Origin of the sequence: Oleidesulfovibrio alaskensis DSM 16109 (genome assembly GCF_000482745.1) — a bacterium.
GTDB lineage: Bacteria > Desulfobacterota > Desulfovibrionia > Desulfovibrionales > Desulfovibrionaceae > Oleidesulfovibrio > Oleidesulfovibrio alaskensis.
Genome location: NZ_AXWQ01000014.1, coordinates 1 through 18,684, shown reverse-complemented (window position 1 = coordinate 18,684; position 18,684 = coordinate 1). Strand labels below are relative to the sequence as shown.

Annotated in this window: 18 protein-coding genes, 1 tRNA gene and 1 pseudogene; 19 read left to right on the top strand and 1 reads right to left on the bottom strand. The window is 59.2% G+C overall.

Annotated elements, in window-relative coordinates:
- Window positions 1–75 precede the first annotated feature (75 nt).
- The 19 genes and pseudogenes from rpsP to H586_RS0109150 all read left to right on the top strand — a co-directional run bounded on the left by rpsP (window position 76) and on the right by H586_RS0109150 (window position 17,954).
- The gene (gene rpsP, locus H586_RS0109245) at window positions 76–315 is read left to right on the top strand and encodes a 30S ribosomal protein S16 (protein WP_011367130.1); all 240 of its coding nucleotides are present in this window, start codon (window positions 76–78) and stop codon (window positions 313–315) included.
- Window positions 316–405: 90 nt separating this feature from the next.
- Entirely contained in the window at window positions 406–639 is a 234-nt protein-coding gene (locus H586_RS0109240) for a KH domain-containing protein (RefSeq protein ID WP_011367129.1), read from the top strand.
- Between the two features lie 32 nt (window positions 640–671).
- A complete protein-coding gene (gene rimM, locus H586_RS0109235; protein ID WP_011367128.1) occupies window positions 672–1,202 on the top strand; it encodes a ribosome maturation factor RimM in 531 nt (176 codons plus the stop codon).
- Between the two features lie 61 nt (window positions 1,203–1,263).
- The gene (trmD, locus tag H586_RS0109230) at window positions 1,264–2,541 is read left to right on the top strand and encodes a tRNA (guanosine(37)-N1)-methyltransferase TrmD (RefSeq protein WP_011367127.1); all 1,278 of its coding nucleotides are present in this window, start codon (window positions 1,264–1,266) and stop codon (window positions 2,539–2,541) included.
- A gap of 87 nt (window positions 2,542–2,628) precedes the next feature.
- The gene (rplS, locus tag H586_RS0109225) at window positions 2,629–2,976 is read left to right on the top strand and encodes a 50S ribosomal protein L19 (RefSeq protein ID WP_011367126.1); all 348 of its coding nucleotides are present in this window, start codon (window positions 2,629–2,631) and stop codon (window positions 2,974–2,976) included.
- Window positions 2,977–3,045: 69 nt separating this feature from the next.
- On the top strand, window positions 3,046–3,837 hold the full coding sequence (locus H586_RS0109220; RefSeq protein WP_011367125.1) for a ribonuclease HII: 792 nt from the start codon (window positions 3,046–3,048) through the stop codon (window positions 3,835–3,837).
- Window positions 3,831–4,163: pseudogene (locus tag H586_RS21045) on the top strand (YraN family protein); the annotation flags it as partial. The gene H586_RS0109220 and the pseudogene H586_RS21045, both read left to right, overlap by 7 nt.
- A 217-nt stretch (window positions 4,164–4,380) precedes the next feature.
- Window positions 4,381–5,214 carry a 16S rRNA (cytidine(1402)-2'-O)-methyltransferase gene (gene rsmI, locus H586_RS0109210; protein ID WP_027181885.1) on the top strand — a complete coding sequence of 278 codons (834 nt, stop codon included), beginning with the start codon at window positions 4,381–4,383 and terminating at the stop codon, window positions 5,212–5,214.
- Between the two features lie 2 nt (window positions 5,215–5,216).
- Entirely contained in the window at window positions 5,217–5,996 is a 780-nt protein-coding gene (locus tag H586_RS0109205; RefSeq protein WP_011367122.1) for a PTS system mannose/fructose/sorbose family transporter subunit IID, read from the top strand.
- A gap of 68 nt (window positions 5,997–6,064) precedes the next feature.
- Entirely contained in the window at window positions 6,065–6,364 is a 300-nt protein-coding gene (locus tag H586_RS0109200) for an HPr family phosphocarrier protein (RefSeq protein ID WP_011367121.1), read from the top strand.
- On the top strand, window positions 6,365–8,143 hold the full coding sequence (gene ptsP / locus H586_RS0109195) for a phosphoenolpyruvate--protein phosphotransferase (protein WP_027181884.1): 1,779 nt from the start codon (window positions 6,365–6,367) through the stop codon (window positions 8,141–8,143). It abuts the gene before it with no gap.
- A 27-nt stretch (window positions 8,144–8,170) separates the two neighbouring features.
- Complete coding sequence (gene smpB, locus H586_RS0109190) at window positions 8,171–8,638, top strand: SsrA-binding protein SmpB (RefSeq protein ID WP_011367119.1); 468 nt, start codon at window positions 8,171–8,173, stop codon at window positions 8,636–8,638.
- Between the two features lie 112 nt (window positions 8,639–8,750).
- Window positions 8,751–10,172: an FAD-binding oxidoreductase gene (locus tag H586_RS0109185; protein WP_027181883.1), complete on the top strand. Its 1,422-nt coding sequence runs from the start codon at window positions 8,751–8,753 to the stop codon at window positions 10,170–10,172.
- A 42-nt stretch (window positions 10,173–10,214) separates the two neighbouring features.
- Complete coding sequence (locus tag H586_RS0109180) at window positions 10,215–10,964, top strand: lipid-binding SYLF domain-containing protein (protein WP_027181882.1); 750 nt, start codon at window positions 10,215–10,217, stop codon at window positions 10,962–10,964.
- Window positions 10,964–12,190, top strand: coding sequence for a (Fe-S)-binding protein (locus H586_RS0109175; RefSeq protein WP_034618999.1), 1,227 nt, complete (start codon window positions 10,964–10,966; stop codon window positions 12,188–12,190). The genes H586_RS0109180 and H586_RS0109175 overlap by 1 nt, the downstream gene beginning before the upstream one ends.
- 604 nt (window positions 12,191–12,794) lie before the next feature.
- A complete protein-coding gene (locus H586_RS0109165) occupies window positions 12,795–13,211 on the top strand; it encodes a hypothetical protein (RefSeq protein ID WP_027181879.1) in 417 nt (138 codons plus the stop codon).
- 435 nt (window positions 13,212–13,646) lie between these two features.
- On the top strand, window positions 13,647–16,241 hold the full coding sequence (secA, locus tag H586_RS0109160; protein WP_011367114.1) for a preprotein translocase subunit SecA: 2,595 nt from the start codon (window positions 13,647–13,649) through the stop codon (window positions 16,239–16,241).
- A 285-nt stretch (window positions 16,242–16,526) separates the two neighbouring features.
- The gene (argJ, locus tag H586_RS0109155) at window positions 16,527–17,705 is read left to right on the top strand and encodes a bifunctional glutamate N-acetyltransferase/amino-acid acetyltransferase ArgJ (RefSeq protein WP_027181878.1); all 1,179 of its coding nucleotides are present in this window, start codon (window positions 16,527–16,529) and stop codon (window positions 17,703–17,705) included.
- Between the two features lie 155 nt (window positions 17,706–17,860).
- A tRNA-Ser gene (locus tag H586_RS0109150) sits at window positions 17,861–17,954 on the top strand.
- 108 nt (window positions 17,955–18,062) lie between these two features.
- Here H586_RS0109150 and H586_RS20420 read toward each other — a convergent pair.
- Window positions 18,063–18,684: DNA-methyltransferase (locus H586_RS20420; RefSeq protein WP_027181877.1), on the bottom strand; the 622-nt coding region annotated here is incomplete at its 5' end.

Sequence of the window (18,684 nt, the reverse complement as noted above, 5' to 3'; positions counted from 1 at the left end):
GCCAGCACAGGGGTGTCCCCTTGCGATTTCCCGCAAATACCATATTATGCCATAAAATAATGGGAGAGTGTCATTATGGCCGTTAAACTCAGACTGACCCGTATGGGCAACAAGAAACGCGCTTTCTACCGCATCATTGCTATCAACAGCGAGGCCCGTCGCGAAGGCCGTCCTCTGGATTACATCGGTTACTACAACCCCATGGTGGACCCCGCCGAAGTCAAGATCGACACCGAAAAGGTGCAGAAGTGGCTCGAACGCGGCGCCGAACCCACCGACACGGTACGCGCTCTGCTGAAAAAGAACGCACAGTAGTACTGATCCGGCGTGGCGCCGGATACCGGTCTATGCGGCAGCGCCTCTTTCACGCTGTAAATCCTGTGGAAGCACTAGTGGAGGTGAGCCATGTTGAAGGAACTCGTCGAGTACATCGCCAGATCGCTTGTGGACAAACCCGATGAAGTGGTTGTCACCGAAGTGGAAGGGGAACAGACATCTGTTCTTGAACTGAAGGTGGCAAAGGAAGACCTCGGCAAGGTTATTGGAAAGCAGGGGCGTACAGCCCGTGCCATCCGCACTATCCTTGGCGCAGCCTCCACAAAGGTCAGAAAGCGTTCTGTTCTGGAAATTCTGGAATAACGCCGGCTGAATGAAGGAAGCCTGAAGCGTAGATGGACAAATACGTTCAGATTGGCTTGATCACCAAGCCCCATGGACTTCGGGGGGAAGTCTGCGTCGTTTCTTACGCGGACTCCCCTTTTCTCATGCAGGAACGCATCTTTCTGCAGGCGGGCAAAGGCCCCTGCGTGCCTTACCGGGTCAGAAGCAGCCGCCGGCACTCCGGCACCGAACTTCTGCTGCTGGAAGGCATAGACGACAGAAATGCAGCGGAAAAACTGCGCCAGCACAAGGTGCTTATACCGCATGCAGAGCTGCCGGAACTGGAAGATGACGAAGTCTACATTGAGGACATTCTCGGCTTTACCGTGGTGCTGGATGAAGACGGCAGCACCCTGGGTACCCTAACGGCGTTTTCTGCCCCCACCCCCGAACAGGAAGTGTGGGAGATAACAACCCCCGACGGCAAGGAAGTGCTGTTTCCTGCCGCCGAGGAATTTGTGGCAGAAATAGACGTGGACTCCGAGACCATACGCATCACCCCGCCGCCCGGCCTGCTGGAGATTTATCTTTCCGGCAGCTGATGCCGTGCGGCGCTGTCTGCGGACAGCCGGGCCGACGCGGCATCACAAAGGCAAAAAAGGCATGCGTTTCAACATCGTCACTCTGTTTCCGGAGTATTTCGATTCCCCGCTGGCGTGCGGCCTTATGGGCAAGGCACGAGAATCCGGTCTGGTGGAAGTCGGCTTTGTAAACCCGCGCGACCACACCACCGACAGGCACCGTACAGTGGACGACCGTCCGTATGGCGGCGGCCCCGGCATGGTGATGATGCCCGGCCCGCTGGCCGCGGCACTGCGCAGCATTCCCCGCCCCGGCAGAATACTGCTTATGGCGCCCAAGGGTCGTCCTTTCACGCAGGAACTGGCCCGCGAACTGGCAACCGGTGACAATCTGACAATTATCTGCGGCCGGTATGAAGGCATAGACGCCCGTCTGGAATCGGTATTTCCCATCGAGCCGGTATCCATGGGCGATTTTGTGCTCAACGGGGGCGAAACTGCCGCCATGGCCGTTATGGAAGCCACCGGCAGACTGGTGCCCGGATACATGGGGCATGAAGAATCAGGCGAAGAAGAAAGCTTTTCCTCCGGCCTGCTGGAATATCCGCACTATACGCGGCCCGAAATTTTTGAAGGGCACGAAGTGCCGGAGATTCTGCGCTCCGGTGACCACGGGCGCATTGCCGCATGGCGGCGCGAGCAGGCCCTGAAAACAACTTTGCTCAACAGACCAGAAATTTTGCGCGATGCGCAAATAGATTATAACGATTTAAAAATACTACGAAAAACAGACAGAGAAAGACCGGGAAGAAATCTGTACTGCGCGCTGGTACATTATCCCGTCGTAAACAAAGAAAATAAATCTGTCGCCGTTTCTTTGACAAACCTCGATATTCACGATATAGGCCGCTGTTCGTGCACGTTTGGTCTGGGTGGTTACTACATCACCACTCCCATTGAAGACCAGCGTCGACTGCTTGACGGTCTGCTCCGGCACTGGACGGACGGACCCGGCGTAAGCGCCAACCCCGACAGGGGCACGGCACTGCGTCTTGTCCGGGGTGTTTCCACGGTAGAGGAAGCCATCGGAGATATCGAGCAGCGCACAGGGCAACGGCCGACGGTCATCGCCACCAGCGCCCGCGGCGCAGGCGATACCGGATTCGAATCGGTCCGCCGCATGCTGCGTGAAAAACCAGTGCTGCTTCTGTTCGGCACAGCTCACGGGCTGGCTCCGGATGTGCTGGAACGCTGCGACGGCATACTGCGGCCGATACGGTCACTTGATGGGTACAACCATCTATCGGTGCGTACAGCAGCCGCGATTATTGTGGACAGGGTGCTGGGCGACGCCCTGTAGGGGCTGACCACGGCAGTGCCGAAATGTTTCAAACCAGGACGCAAACTCCCTATTGCGGATAAATCAGGTTCCAAGGGGGACACGAATATGAATATCATTAAAAAGATCGAACTCGAACAGATGCGCTTGGACATCCCCAAGTTCAAATCCGGCGACAGCGTGAAAGTACACATGCGTATTGTCGAAGGTGAAAAGGAGCGTATCCAGGTGTTTCATGGCAACGTGATCCGCATCAGCCGCGGCACCACCAATGCCACTTTCACCGTTCGCAAGATTTCCAACGGCGTGGGCGTGGAACGTGTGTTCCCCATGCATTCCCCGTTCATCGACCGTATCGAAGTTGTGCAGCAGGGCCGCGTTCGCCGCAGCCGCCTGTACTACCTGCGCAACCTCAAGGGCAAAGCCGCCCGTATCAAGCCGCTCAAGACCTGGTAGTCATACGAAGCCGGAAAGGGGGCTGCTCTCGCACGCCCCCTTTTTTTTCGTGATCATCCGGGCACAGCCATGGCCGCACGCACAAAAAACGGCCTCACGGCCTCTGCTTCCGGCATGCAGTCTCTGCTGCCGCATACTCTGCCTCACGCTGACCCCGCCGGTCCGCGCGATTCTCTGTACCCTGCCTTTTTTACCGGCATAGACGAAGCCGGTCGCGGCTGTCTGGCCGGACCGGTGGTTGCTGCCGCTGTAATTCTGCCGCCCGCCGGTGCCCCTGCAGCGCCGCACATTGCCGCTGCCCTTTCCGGCCTTACCGACTCTAAAAAGCTTTCGGAAAAACGCCGCCTGACACTGGAACCGGCCATAAAGTCGTGCGCCGTGCGCTGGGGCGTAGGCGTGGTGTGGCCTCAGGTCATAGACCGCATCAACATTCTTCAGGCCACTTACCGCGCCATGAGTCTGGCGGTACGTCACCTGCGCGGCGGCGGCGCGGCAGCCAGCATGCCTGCCGGTCTTCCGCCTGTTTTTCTTGCCGTCGACGGCGACAAAACCATTCCCGGACAGGTGCTGCAGGCCGTCACCGGCCTCAGTGTGCCGCAGGAAGCCATAGTGGGCGGAGACGGCTGTGTCATGGCCATATCCGCCGCTTCGGTGCTGGCAAAAACATTTCGCGACAGACTGATGACGGCGCTGGACAAACGTTACTCCGGATATGGTTTCGCCACGCACAAAGGATACGGTACAGCGGCTCACATCGAGGCTATCCGCAGGCTAGGCCCCTGCCGCATGCACCGCCTGTCTTTTGCCAAAGTGAAACCGGCGGCCGCCCCGCATGCCGCCGACCAGAACACGCTATGGTAGCCCGCCGCGCCGCAGGCAGCTGTCCCGCGCACATTGCCGCGGGCCGTCTGGGTGAAGAAGCGGCCTGCGCCTATCTTGCCGCATCGGGCATGCGCATTTTGGCCCGCAACTGGCGCGCCGGACATCTGGAACTGGATATCATCGCACAGGACAACGGCACCATTGTGTTCGCCGAAGTGAAAACCCGTGCCGCTCGGGGGCTGGAGTCGCCTCACGAAGCCCTTACTCCGGCCAAACGCAGCAGGCTTGTCAGGGCTGCCGGTATGTGGCTGTCCAGCAACGATATGTGGGACCGCCCTTGCCGCTTTGACCTTGTTTGTGTAACCACAGAAGCACGCGCACCTGAGCCGGAGCAGATGTCGCTGCAGGCGGCCCGTGCCGCAGGAACCGCTCAGGCCCGCCGCGCCGCAGGTTCCGGACTGCCGGGCATACTGGGCAAAGCTGCATCGCGCCTGTTCGGCGCCGGTTCGCCGCAGCGTTCCCACCGTGCGGGCGGTGCACCGGATTCTCCGGAACAACTTTTACGCGTGGAGCATATTCCCCATGCCTTCGACCTCTCCGAGTCTCTGGGTGGTGGCGACGCCGCTTGGCAACCTTGGTGACTTTTCGCCCCGCGCACGCGAAGTGCTGGCAGCTGCCGACATGGTGCTGGCCGAAGACACCCGCAGAACGGCAGGACTGCTGCGCAACGCCGGTATAGAAGCCCGCCTTGTCAGCTGCCATGATCATAACGAGGAACAGCGCATTCCGGAAATGCTTGAAGCCATGCGCGCCGGCAGCACGCTGGCGCTGGTATCCGACGCAGGCACCCCGCTGTTCTCCGACCCCGGTTACAGGCTGGTAAGAGCAGCCCGCAAGGCAGGATTAACCGTCTCTGCCGTGCCCGGTCCCAGCGCTCCGCTCTGTGCGCTGGCTGCCAGCGGCATTGCGCCGCAGCCGTTCACCTTTCTGGGTTTTGCTCCGCGCAAACAGTCCGAGCAGCTCGCGTTCTTTGAAGAGTTTGCCCGCACCCCGTCGACGCTCATTTTCTTTGAACGCAAAAACAGACTGCGGACCACGCTGGAAACGGCTTACAACGCACTGGGCCCGAGGGAACTTTGCGTGGCAAGAGAATTGACCAAGGCCCATGAGGAGTTTATTCTCTGTCGTCTTGAAGAATTTCAGACCGTTCCGGACGATCTGCTGGGCGAAATAACAGTAATTGTCGGACCGCCCGAAAAAGAGCAGGCTCTCGACACGCAGGCTCTGCGTGCGCTTATCGAAGATGAGATGCGTCTGGGAGGCAAACCGCGTGAAGTCGCCCGCAGAACAGCGGACCGGGCTCCGGGCTGGAGCGTGAAAGAAATTTACGAAATCATGAAGGATTTACGGACCTGACCATGGCACTGGACGCACGAACCCTGCTACGCTGTTTTCTGCGCACCTACACAGTGGGGGCCGCATTCAACACGCGCGGCATGCAGAATATCGGGTTGGTGCATGCCATGGAACCCGGCCTTGCGGCCATATACCCCGATCCGGTAAAACGGCGCGAGGCCCGCAAAAAATATATCCGGCACTACAATACCCATCCTTTCTGGACACCGCTGCTGGTGGGTACGTTTCTTTCACTGGAAGCGGGCATAGCCGCGCAGACCTTCCCGCCGCAGATTCTGCGCAACCTGAAGGATACTACGGCCTATACCCTGTCAGCCATCGGCGACTCCGTTTTCGGAGGCACCATGCTGGTATCGTGGTCGCTGGCCACATGCAGTCTGCTGGTGGCGGGTTACCAGTCGGCGGCGTTTGCTCTGGGGCTTTTTCTGTTCACGGCGCTGCAGGCGTTCAAGCTGTTCACCTTCATCGCCGGACTGCGCGAAGGGCTTAAAGTGCTCAACCGGCTGCGCAACTGGAACCTGATAAACTGGGGTGAAAGGCTGAAGTCGGGTAATGCTGTGCTGGCGGCGGTGCTGCTGTGGCAGCTGTTTCCCGCGCATGACCGTCCGGCCCTGTGGGCTGCGGCATGCGCCGCGCTGGGACTGTTCGCCGCGCTGGTGGGCCGTCTGCACATGTCGCGCATGCTGCTGCTGTTTATTTTTACGGCTGTTATACTGGCACTGCCGTTCGCCACGGCGTATGTTCCCGTGGAGTGGCATCTTTTCTGGCAGCCCGCTGACTGACGCATACAACAAACGTTCCGGCACGGCCGGAAAACATATACGCATACAATGCTGGAGGAACCTCTCCCGTGCAGGAAGAGATTCGTGAAATAGAAGACGGACTGTGCCTCACTGTCCGCGTCGCCAATGATCAGGGGCTGCATGCACGCCCCGCCGCCAGACTGGTAAAGGAAGCTTCCCGCTTTACATCGCGCATAGTACTGGCATCAGGCGACGCGGAGGTGGACGCCAAATCCATTCTTGATATCCTGTCGCTGGCTGCGGCCAAAGGGACTGCGCTGGAGCTGCGAGCCAGCGGACCCGATGCGCGCGAAGCTCTGCGGCATCTTGCCGCAACATTTGCCAACCGCTTCCGCGAGGACACGTAATTGGCCCGTCTCATTCTTCACGGTATTCCGGTTTCCGCCGGCATATCCATAGGCAAAGCCTTTTTTGCATGGCGCGACAACATCAGCACGTTGCCGCGCGGCATTGTGACGCCCGGTGCGGCACAAAGCGAAGTGGAAAGGCTTGAATCCGCCGTGGAAGCCGTGCAGAACGAGCTCACACAGGCACGCAACAGGGTGCCCGCCGAACTCAAAGACCATGCGGCCATCATTGATTCGCACCTGCTCATTGCCGCCGACCCCAAGCTTATAAAAGACGCCGCCAGACGCATTCAGGAGCAGAACATCACTGCCGAATGGGCTCTGGAACAGGCCGTCGAAGCCATCGCTCTGGCGTTCAGCAGCATCGAGGATGACTATATCCGCGAGCGGGTGCAGGACGTGCGTGTGGTGGCCGACCGCATCAGCAAACGGCTCATGGGTGCTTCCGGCTGTCTCAAGCGTCCGCTGCAGGAGCGCATGGTGCTTATGGCGCACGATCTTGCTCCCGCGGATACCATGGAACTGCCGCTGGACAAAATCATGTCGTTTGCCACAAGCGAAGGCGGCAAAACGAGCCACACGGGCATTCTGGCCCGCAGCATGCTCATTCCCGCCGTGGTCGGCGTCAGCAATCTGGAAGAACACGTCAATGACGGAGATCTGGTCATCGTTGACGCACTGCGCGGCTTCATCATCGTCGATCCCAATGAAGACGAGCTGGCAGACTATACCGAACTCAAGTTCCAGTTTGAAGCCTACCAGAAAGCCCTGCACAAGGAATGCCGCCTGCCTGCGGAAACAGTGGACGGCTACCGCGTGGAAGTGGTCGCCAACATTGAGATGACCGAGGAAGTGGCACAGGTGCTGGACAGCGGCGGCGAAGGCGTGGGCCTGTACCGCACCGAATACGCATACCTCAGCCGCCCCGCGCTGCCCACGGAAGACCAGCTGTACGAAGAATACTCCGAGCTGGCGTCCATAATGGCACCGGGCAAGGTTATTTTCCGCACGCTGGATGTGGGCGCGGACAAAATGCTCACCGAGCAGACCCTCATGCGTGAACCCAATCCGGCACTGGGGCTGAGGGCCATTCGCTACTGCCTGCGCAATATCGATGTTTTCAAAACACAGCTGAGGGCCATTCTGCGGGCCAGTGTGCACGGCAACGTGGCGCTGATGTTTCCCATGATTTCGGGCCTGCAGGAGCTGCGGCAGGCCAAGGTGCTGCTCAACGAAGTGCGCATGGAACTGGACCGCGCGCGCCAGCCGTATAATCCCAACATGCCCGTGGGCATTATGATAGAGCTGCCCTCGGCCGTTCTCATAGCCGATTCACTGGCGCAGGAAGTGGATTTTTTCAGCATCGGCACCAACGACCTTATTCAGTACTCGCTGGGCATAGACAGGGGCAACAAGCATGTCTCGTACCTGTACCAGCCGCAGCATCCGGCCATTGTACGGTCCATCAAGTTTGTGGTAGACGCGGCTCACAGAGAAGGCATCGAGGTTTCCGTATGCGGCGAAGTGGCGGCAGACCCCTACTGCATACCCATTCTGCTGGGCATGCAGATTGACGCCATTTCCATCGCCCCGCAGTCTATCCCCGGCATCAAGCGCATTATCCGCCGCACCAACATGGAAGAGTGCAAGACATTGCTCAACGAAGTGCTGCGCACCGCCACTGTGGCCCGCATCAACCGCGTGGTCAAAGACACAATATTCAAACAGTTTCCGGAAGAGCTCACCTTCTATTCGTCACTTATCGATCATGACGACTAACGGAAATTGCAGATACCGGAACACACTATGACGAAAAAAAAATCATCGGGCGGCGCTCTCATTGCCCAGAATAAAAAAGCGCGCCATCTTTACGAGCTGCTCGAATTTTTCGAGGCAGGCATTGCGCTGGCAGGCACGGAAGTTAAAAGCCTTCGTGCCGGACAGGTTTCGTTCACTGACAGTTATGTCACCATTCACAACAACGAGGCGTGGATAGTGGGCATGCACATAGCGCCCTATGCCAATGCGGGCTATGTGCAGCATGACCCCGACCGTGACCGCAAACTGCTGCTGCACGCGCGCGAAATAGACACGCTGCGCGCCCGTGTGGAACAAAAAGGCCTGACAGTGGTACCCGTGAAGCTGTATTTCAAAAATTCACGCGTAAAGCTGGAAATTGCCGTGGGACGCGGCAAAAAGCTGCACGACAAACGTCAGGACATCAAACAGCGTGACGTGGAACGCGAAACCCGCAGAGAAATCATGCGTCATTGATACCGCAGGAAACACCGCGCGTCAGGTGCGGTGTTTCCTTTTTTCCGCGCCGGTGCAGCCACCGGCGTAACCTCTTGCCGCCCCATGCCAGCCTGCGCGCCGGACCATCCAGATGACACGCACCACGCACCAGCACCAACACCAACGTTTTCTCAGCGACCTTTTTCCCCAAGGCGACTGCCTGTTCCGCCCCGAGGAACTGTTTGTTTTCGGCATGGACGCCAGCAGGCTGGATGCCCGCCCCATGGCGGTTGTCAGACCGCGTGAAGCGCGACAGATAGCCGAACTGCTGCAATATGCACAGACAGAACGCATTCCCGTGTATCCGAGAGCACGCGCCACAAACGTGGTGGGCGCCTGTGTTCCCGCCGACCCGCGCCGCACCGGTACGCAGGAACCACAGGGCATTGTGGTGTCCACCCTGCTTATGGACAGCATCATCGATATCTCGCCTGACGACTTTGTAGCCGTGGTGCAGCCCGGCGTCATCACCCGCGACCTTCAGCAGAATGTGGAACGGCAGGGGCTGTTTTATCCGCCGGATCCCGCCAGTCTGAACATTTCCACCATCGGGGGCAACGTCGCCACCTGTGCGGGCGGCATGCGCGCCCTCAAGTACGGCGTAACCCGCGAATATGTACTGGGCATGGAAGCAGCCCTGCCGGGCGGACGCATGCTGCGCACAGGCGGGCGGTGTCATAAAAACGTAGTGGGCCTCGACCTGGTGCGCCTGATGACCGGCAGCGAAGGGACGCTGGGTATCATGACCGAAATAACCCTGAAGCTGCTGCCCCTGCCCGAGGCCACTGCGTCGCTGCTGGCCGGTTTTTCCGGCATGGAACAGGCGGTACAGGCTATACGCAATGTGTTCCGCGCCGGCATGCTGCCCGCCGCGCTGGAATTCATGGGGCCGGAAACGCTGGACTGTCTGGCTTTGCGGCGCACGCCCCCATGGCCCGGCAATGTCCGTGCCGCCCTGCTTTTCCGGCTGGACGGCACCAGCGGAGCTTTGAAAGCGGAACGCCGCAGACTGGAATCAGTCCTGCAGTCCGACGCGGATTGCACACCCGTCTGGCAGGCCGCAGGCAGCGGCCCGCAGGAAGAAGAACCTCTGTGGGAAATACGCCGCGGCATCAATCCCGCATCGTACCTTGCGGCGCCGGACAAAATCAGCGACGATGTGACCGTGCCCCGGGGCATGCTGCTGCCCGCCCTCACAGACATTGCGGCCACAGGCAGAAAGCACGGCCTGACCATACTTACATTCGGTCATGTGGGTGACGGCAACATCCATGTGAACATCATGCACGACAAATCCCTGCCCGGCGTGCGGGAAAAAGCAGTGGCAGCCAAAAAAGAAATTATGAATACCGTGCTTTCCATGGGCGGCACCCTGTCCGGCGAACACGGCGTGGGGCTTACAAAGGCCCCGTACATCGACAACCAGCTGTCGCCTGTGGAACGGCAACTGATGGCGGGCATAAAGGCATCCTTTGATCCCGAAGGCATCATGAATCCCGGCAAAGCCTACTGACCCCCGCGGGCAGACAGGCACCGGCACCACTCTGGAGCAGCCATGACAGCCGTATGGAGCATTTTGCGCCGCAGCATTATACCGCTTGCCTTCACCGCAGCCCTGTGCGTGGTGCTGACGGGCTGCATTACGTCTTCCGGCACGCTGCCGCTAAAGGCAGACGGCACCTACGAGCAGGAAATCGTGGACGACGCCGTCAGCACGCTGCACCTTTTTCTGGGGCCGGATGCGCCCGGTTCGGTCCAGCTGTATCTGGAAAAAGCCAGAGGGCTGCTCATTATTCCCTCGCTGGTCAACGGCGGGTTTATACTGGGTGTACGCGGCGGCACCGGCCTGCTTTTTGCCAAGGGCCCTGCAGGAGACTGGAGCCCGCCTGTATTCATGAATATCACCGGCGCCAGCTGGGGGTTTCAGGCAGGTGCGCAACAGGCGGCCATCATCATGGCATTTATGACCGACAAAGCCCTGCAGGGAGCGCTGCACGACAACGGTTCCGCGGGTCTGCAGGTTGCCGTGGCCGCAGGCCCCACCGGTACGGGTGACGAATACTCCACCCTCACACGCTTTCAACGCGATGAAGTTTTTTATGCCGCCATGAACAAGGGGTTCTATTTCGGCGGCACCGTGCAGGTTGCCTCGCTGGCACCCCGCGGCCCCATGAACAGTGCCTATTACGGACCACGCGCCACGCCGGAAGACATTCTCTTTGCCCGCTCGGCGGACAATCCCGGCGTCCGGCGGCTGGTCACCGAACTGAACAACGCCACATACGGTCTGGATACCCCACAGTAATGTCACACCCCCATCCCGCCCGGGACTGCATCCTCTGCGGACGCTGTCTTGATGTCTGTCCCGTTTTTCTTGTTTCCGGCAAGGAAGAGCTTTCGCCCAAAGCCAAACATCAGCTTATGGCCGCGCTGCGCAGCAACCCGCAACTGCTCGAAGCCCTGCCGGCGCGTCTGCTGGCAGACAAATGCGTTTCGTGCGGCCGCTGCGAAAAAGCCTGTCCTCAGGGCCTTTCCGTGCCCGCGGCACTGGGCGCCCTGCGTGCCGAACATGCAGGATGGCCACAGTGGCTGTGGCAACGCTGGATAAACGGCGGTAACATTCTGTGGCCGGCCATGGCCACGCTGGGACGCATGGCCCCCCGACTGCCGGCCCCGGCGGCCGCACGCCCGTTGATGGAAAAACTGGCGGCCATGCACGACACCCCGCCGCAACCCTGGTTCCGCATGACGGCTCCCGCGGCCGGAACACAGCCGCCCCTGCGGCCGGTCATGCTGTTTTCCGGCTGTACCGCGCGGCGTATACGTCCGCGCTGGAGCAGCAAAGCAACCGCCCTGCTGGAACTGGCCGGTATACGTCCGCAGCCGGAGACCGCTTTCACCTGCTGCGGTGCCACACTGGAACACGCCGGCCTGCCCGATGCCGCGCGGCAGGCCCGTCATGCCAATATAACGGCTTGGCACAACGCGGGCAGGCCGCTGCTTGTCACATTTTGCGCCACCTGTGCCCACGGTCTGCACGGGTATGCCCGGCATGAAGAGCTGTGGCACGAAACACCGCCGGATTCAGCCGCCCTATGGACACAGTCCGTGGTGCCGCTGTCCGTTTTTCTGCAAAAATTTCCGGTGCAGGTGCTGGATACCGCTCCGGAATGGTTCCGTTATCACCAGCCATGCCACGCCCCCGCACAACACGACCCCGATGCGGCCCTGCTGTACGCCATGGCCGCGCAAACGCCTGCCGCAGCAGCGCACGGCAGACGCATACGTCCGGCGGGCATGACCACACGCCAGTGCTGCGGTATGGGCGGAGTAATGCAGCTTGCCGCCCCTTCGCTGTGCGGCATGGTCAATGCAGCCTGCTGGCAGGCGCTGGACAGCCTGTGCCCCGCGCAGGACAACGCCTGCCCTCCGCCGGTGGTAACGGGATGCTCCGGCTGTACCCTGCAGCTGAGCGGTACCGCGCCGGAACATGTCGCCGTACATCACTGGCTTGATGTCCTGACGGTCTGAAAGGCTGCGGTCCGCTTGCCGCAGCACCGCACCGGCAGACCCTGAAAACGTGACGGCGAAGTCCGGAGATAGTTCCGCAACCGCCTGCCCGCCCGCTGCCGCACGTCAGCGGCATCCGGTCAGGCGGTGTGACTCTGCCTGTGTACGCGCACCGTGGCGGCCGGCTGCCCGAAATATTTTGCAGAAGCGGGCACAGATACATTGACCGGACCATCCTGAAACGCTTCAGATAACAGCCCCCGCCCGGAGATTTTTCTGTTTTCCGTTCCGGCCTGTCTTCCGGTGTTCAAACCATACGGGGGCGCCTTCCGGCGCTGCATGTCCCCCTCCCGTACGCTGTTGTGCACTTTTTTTTCATGTATCCCGTATGTACCCGTCCGTTCAGCAATTACAGCCCCATGGCGTTGCAGTCGTTTTTCAAGATTACATCTTGTTGTGTAAATACAGGATATCAGACGTAACGCAAAAGACATACTGCGTTGCTTGACACACTACAGCAAAAGACTACTGTGTAATAAGATGGCACTTCAGCCCCCGGAAGGCCTTCGACCATATCCGGAACAAGGAGCACACCGACATCAGGTACAACCGGAAGGAGCCCCCCATGAAAAAACAACCTGTTCCCCCCGTTTCGCCCCCCGCTGTATCCGGCGACGATGCTGCTGTCGTCGTCAGTCTGCTGCACCCCGAAAACACCGCACCGCAGCCCGCCAGTCCCTGCACAGGGCAGTTGCCTGTCATTACGCCTGTCATCACGCCTGCCGAAGCCGCAGGCGCAGGCGTTGCAGCACGCCGCCGCGACCGGTTTACCCTCATCCACCCCGCGCGCAGTTCGCGCCAGCAGGCCGTCGTAAACAGCGTCTACGGCGAAGGTCCGGACGTTCCGGATTACGACGATGACACCCGTGCCGAGCTTGCAACGGTTTTCGCACCGCACAATGCGGCACACAAACAGAGAAAATCAGCTCCGTTCCGTCTGTCGCGCAACCGCGGCACAGCACCCCGCCAGTCCGGCAGTTAAGCCGCTGCAACACACTTTACAGCCCGCCGCGCGCCCGCAGGCTGCGGCTGCCTGCTGCAGACACAAAGGCAGCCCGCAGCACGTCCGGCGCAGCCTTCTGCCTTCACTGGGCCATAACGGTGCATGTCACGCACAAATGCGCAGCATGCGGCCCCGCCGCAATGTGTCAGCAAGAGCAGTACCGGAGCTTGACGCGGAACGTTGCGTTCTTATCCTGTTTCAATTACCAATTTCTGGTTCGGCAAAAGTCCGCCCGCTGTCCCCTGTCACATTCCTGCCAGATGCGCCCATGCCGGGTGCCCCAAGCAGGTACCGGCGGAACGCGGCTTTGCCATTGTCCGGCAGCCGGCTGCCGCTGTGCTGTGTGCCCGTCACACAGACGTAACCAAAAGCGTGCACCATGCGCCGAATACATACATCCGCCCGGGAGACAGAATGCTCGGTTCCATTGTCAAAAAAGTCTTCGGTTCCAAAAACGACCGTTATCTCAAATCGCTGAACCACTACCTGAAAGAAATCAACGCGCTGGAAGAAAACATCGCCACCATGCCGGACGAGGCCATATCCGCCCGTATGGCTGAGCTGCGCGCCGAAGTGCAGCAGGGCACGTCACTTGACAGCATTCTGCCCGAGGTGTTTGCCATGGTGCGCGAAGCAGGCAAACGCGTGCTGGGAATGCGCCATTACGACGTGCAGATGGTCGGCGGCATAGCCCTGCATTCCGGCAAAATAGCCGAAATGCGTACCGGTGAAGGTAAAACCCTTGTGGCCACGCTGCCCGCGGCTCTCAATGCGCTGACCGGCAAAGGTGTGCACCTGATCACCGTAAACGACTATCTGGCCCGCCGCGACGCCGAGTGGATGGGTAAAATCTACAATTTTCTCGGGCTCAGCGTGGGAGTCATAGTTCACGGGCTTAACGATGAAGAACGCCGGGCGGCTTATGCCTCGGACATCACCTACGGCACAAACAACGAGTTCGGCTTCGATTACCTGCGCGACAACATGAAGTTCTACAAAGAACAGCTTGTCCAGCGCCCCCATCATTTCGCCATTGTCGACGAAGTTGACTCCATTCTTATTGACGAAGCCCGTACGCCGCTGATCATTTCCGGCCCGTCCGATGAATCCACGGGGCTGTACCGCCGCGTCAACGACATCATTCCGCGCCTGAAACGCGATACACACTACACCGTGGACGAAAAGGCCCGCGCTGCGGCCCTGACCGATGAAGGCGTGCAGGAAGCCGAAAAACTGCTCGGGCTGGACAACCTGTACGACCCGCAGAACATTTCCTTCCAGCACCACATTCTGCAGGCGCTCAAGGCACACAGCATATTCACGCGCGATGTGGACTACATCGTAAAAGACGATCAGGTCGTCATTGTTGACGAATTCACCGGTCGACTGATGCCCGGACGCCGCTTTTCAGACGGACTGCATCAGGCGCTGGAGGCCAAGGAAGGCGTAAAGGTGGAAGCCGAAAACCAGACGCTGGCATCCATCACCTTCCAGAACTACTTCCGCATGTATGAAAAACTGTCGGGCATGACAGGCACGGCAGACACCGAAGCTGTGGAATTCCAGCAGATATATGATCTGGAAGTGGTCAATATTCCCACCAACAAACCCATGATACGTAAAGACCAGCCCGATTCCATATACAGAACGCGGCCTGAAAAATTCAACGCCATCGTGGAAGAAATAGCCAGACTGCACCACAAGGGACAACCTGTGCTGGTGGGCACCATATCCATTGAAACATCCGAGCTTATCGCCGGCATGCTGAAGAAAAAAGGCGTGCCGCACAATGTGCTGAACGCCAAACAACACGAAAAAGAAGCAGAAATCGTGGCAGAAGCAGGTCAGGCGGGCAAAGTGACCATTGCCACCAACATGGCGGGCCGCGGTACCGACATAGTGCTGGGTGAAGGTGTGCCCCAGCTGGGCGGCCTGTACATTCTGGGTACGGAACGTCACGAATCACGGCGCATAGACAACCAGCTGCGCGGCCGTTCCGGCCGTCAGGGCGATCCCGGCGAAACACGCTTTTTCCTTTCGCTGGAAGATGACCTGCTGCGTCTTTTCGGCTCTGACCGCATAGCCGGGCTTATGGAAAGACTGGGCATGCAGGAAGGCGAACCCATCGAAAACAAAATGGTTTCACGCGCCATAGAAAACGCCCAGAAACGTGTCGAAGGACACAACTTTGAAATACGCAAGACCCTGCTCGATTATGACAACGTCATGAACCAGCAGCGCGAGGTCATATACAGCCTGCGCCGCGATACCATGATGGAAGACGATCTTGAACCTTCGGTCCATGAGTTTCTCGACGATATCATCGAGGACATCTACGCACCGCTGGAGCAGACCAAAGGCAAAGCCCTCGACGAAGAGACCCATGCGGCCATCGCCGCCCGGCTTGAAGAAACCTTTTTCCTTTCACGCGTGTACCCCGAATTCGCACTCAAGGGTTCGGAACAGCAGGAAAAGCTTCCGGAATTGCCTTCCGCGGCAGATGTGAAGAAAGCGGTGGAAAGCATGCTGGAAAAACTCAAACGCGATGCAGGGCCGGTATACGGCGACATCCTGCGCTATTTCCTGCTTGAAGAGCTGGACCGCAACTGGAAAGAACACCTGCTGAACATGGACCACCTGCGCGACGGCATCGGCCTGCGCGGGTACGGTCAGCGCGACCCCAAGCAGGAGTATAAGCGCGAAGGCTTTTCACTTTTCCAGAACATGCTCTGGAGCATCAAGGAAAGCGTTTTCCGTGCGCTCACCCGCCTGCGGCTGCAGCGGGTGGAAGAAGCCGCCGATCCGGCAGAACAGCCCGAAGCCGCGGGTCTGCAGGAAGCAAAAGCCACAGAACTGCGCCACAAAGAACAACCCGCCGAGCTGTCATATTCCGGCGGTGATGAGGACGGCGCAAAAACCCCTTCGCGGCGCAACGCCCCGAAAGTCGGCCGTAATGATCCGTGCCCGTGCGGCAGCGGCAAAAAATATAAAAAATGCTGCGGGGCCTGATCGCCCGACAAACACGGCGGCAGACACACTGCCGACACATTCTGCCGGTATACAGACACAACCGGCGCTCAGCGGTGCCAGCCGCGGTACATGCCTGACAAACGGACCACACAGGGCGGGGGAAATTCTCCCGCCCTTTTTTACGGCGCGGTGCACTGCACAGCCTGCGGCCGCTTGCGCAGCACCGGCTTATGGGGCAATGTACCGGTCTATTATATCATCTCCAGTGCCACGGCAGACGGCGGTGCAGCCACCTGTGCCTGCGGCACATCAGCAAAGGCCGGAATAATGACCGATATCAAAGGATTTTCATTTGCCGCGGTTCCTGCGGGTTTCAAAGCCCCCGACAGGCTCGACCTGGCCCTTATTGTCAGCGACCGCCCCGCATGTGCGGCCGGGGTTTTCACAACCAACCTCTTCAAGGCAGCTCCGGTGATTGTGGCCATGGAAGCGGCTGCCGGCGGGCAGGCCCGCGCCATTGTCATCAACTCCGGGCAGGCAAACGCATGCACCGGTGCAGAAGGTCTTGCCAACTGCCGCAGGACGCTGGAAATGATTTCCGCCGCCACCGGCATTGAAGCGTCTGAAATCCTGCCCGCCTCCACGGGAGTGATCGGACAGCAGCTGAAAATGGACCTGTGGCAGCAGGCTGTGCCGCAACTGGCGGCCGGACTCGGTTCCTGCGGGCTGGATGATTTTGCGCGCGCCATAATGACCACGGACAGCTTTCCCAAAACAGCCACAGCCAGTCTTTCTCTGCAGGGCGGGCAGGTGCATCTGGCCGGCGTATGCAAGGGTGCGGGCATGATATGCCCCAACATGGCCACCATGCTTGCCGTCCTGCTGTGCGATGCGCAGGTACCTGTCCATGTCTGGCAGCAGATGTTCCGCGATGCTGTGGCACAGTCATTCAACCGTGTTACCGTGGACGGCGACACATCCACCAACGATACGGTGTTCGGGCTGGCCAACGGGGCTTCCGGCGTGGAAGTACTGCCCGAAGAACTGCCCCTGCTGCAGCAGGCTGTCACTGCGCTCATGGGTGATCTGGCGTATATGCTGGTGCAGGACGGCGAAGGTGCCACCAAAGTACTGCGTATTGCCGTTACCGGCGCTGCAGATGACACAGATGCCGAAAAAGCGGCGCGCACGGTGGGACATTCACAGCTGGTAAAAACCGCCTTCTACGGCAAAGACGCCAACTGGGGCCGCATCGTGGCAGCGCTGGGCCGCTCCGGAGCGGCATTCGACCCCGCACAGGTAAGCGTAAGCATATGCGGCGTGACCATATTCGCAGACGGTGCCCCCACCCCTGTGGACGCAGACGCTCTGCTGAAAGAACCGCTGGAACGTACCGACATAAGCGTGGACATCGTCCTCGGTCAGGGCAAAGGGACCTATACCCTGCTGGCTTCTGACCTTTCTCACGAATATGTCAGCATCAATGCCGACTATCGTTCGTGACAGTGCGGCGCCCCGTTGCGCGATGGACCGGCTGCTTCAGGATTTTTTCTAAAAAAAGTACCCGTTCGCTTGACATGCCAGCCGCCATTGGGTAGACACAGGCCCTCGCGCATTCAGGTTATTCCAGAACGCGCCTACGAAGTATCGAAAGCTCCGGTGAGGTGTCCGAGTTGGCCGAAGGAGCTCGCCTGCTAAGCGAGTATACGGTGTAGAGCCGTATCGAGAGTTCAAATCTCTCCCTCACCGCCATATCAAAGAAAAGCAGCATGTTAGCTAAAAACGACATGCTGCTTTTCTCTTTTTATCTACTTTTCACTTCGTCAGTGGCACCCAAAATGGCACCCGTTTGCCAACGTTTTATTTCCACAGCGCCAGCCCATGCTGGTTGTCCAACCTTTCGCACGCAACCCCATAATACCCCTTATCCATCTCAACGCCGATAAACTTGCGGCCTGTAGATAGGGCCGCTGCCCCTGTCGAGCCGGAACCCATGAATGGGTCAAGCACTACTCCGCCTTCAGGGCTAATGGCCAGCAGGTCTACCAGTAGAGGAAGGGGTTTTTCTGTCATGTGCTGTTTCCGCTGGTGACTAACAATGGAATGCTTAAACACGCCGGGAAGGCACTGGCGGTGGCACGGCTGAAACTTGCCCTTAACGCCTACCAGCACATATTCACACTGATTCCTGAAGCCGCCTAAGGTCGGCCGGGCAGTCGGCTTATCCCACACAACAATATTGCGCCATAGCCAACCGCCAGCTTGCAGGGCATCAGTCATGGCAGGAAGTTGCCGCCAATCTGTGAATGTCATCAGTACAGAACCGGGCTTGCTAACACGGTAGCACTCTGAAAGCCACAGTGTTGCCCATGTGATAAACGAGCGTTGATCCCGGTTGTCACCGTGAAAGTCGTGGTGCTTTTTTTGAGCATCTGAACTTTGATACTTTACGCTTGGGGGCTGTTGCCGTTGTCCGGCGTAT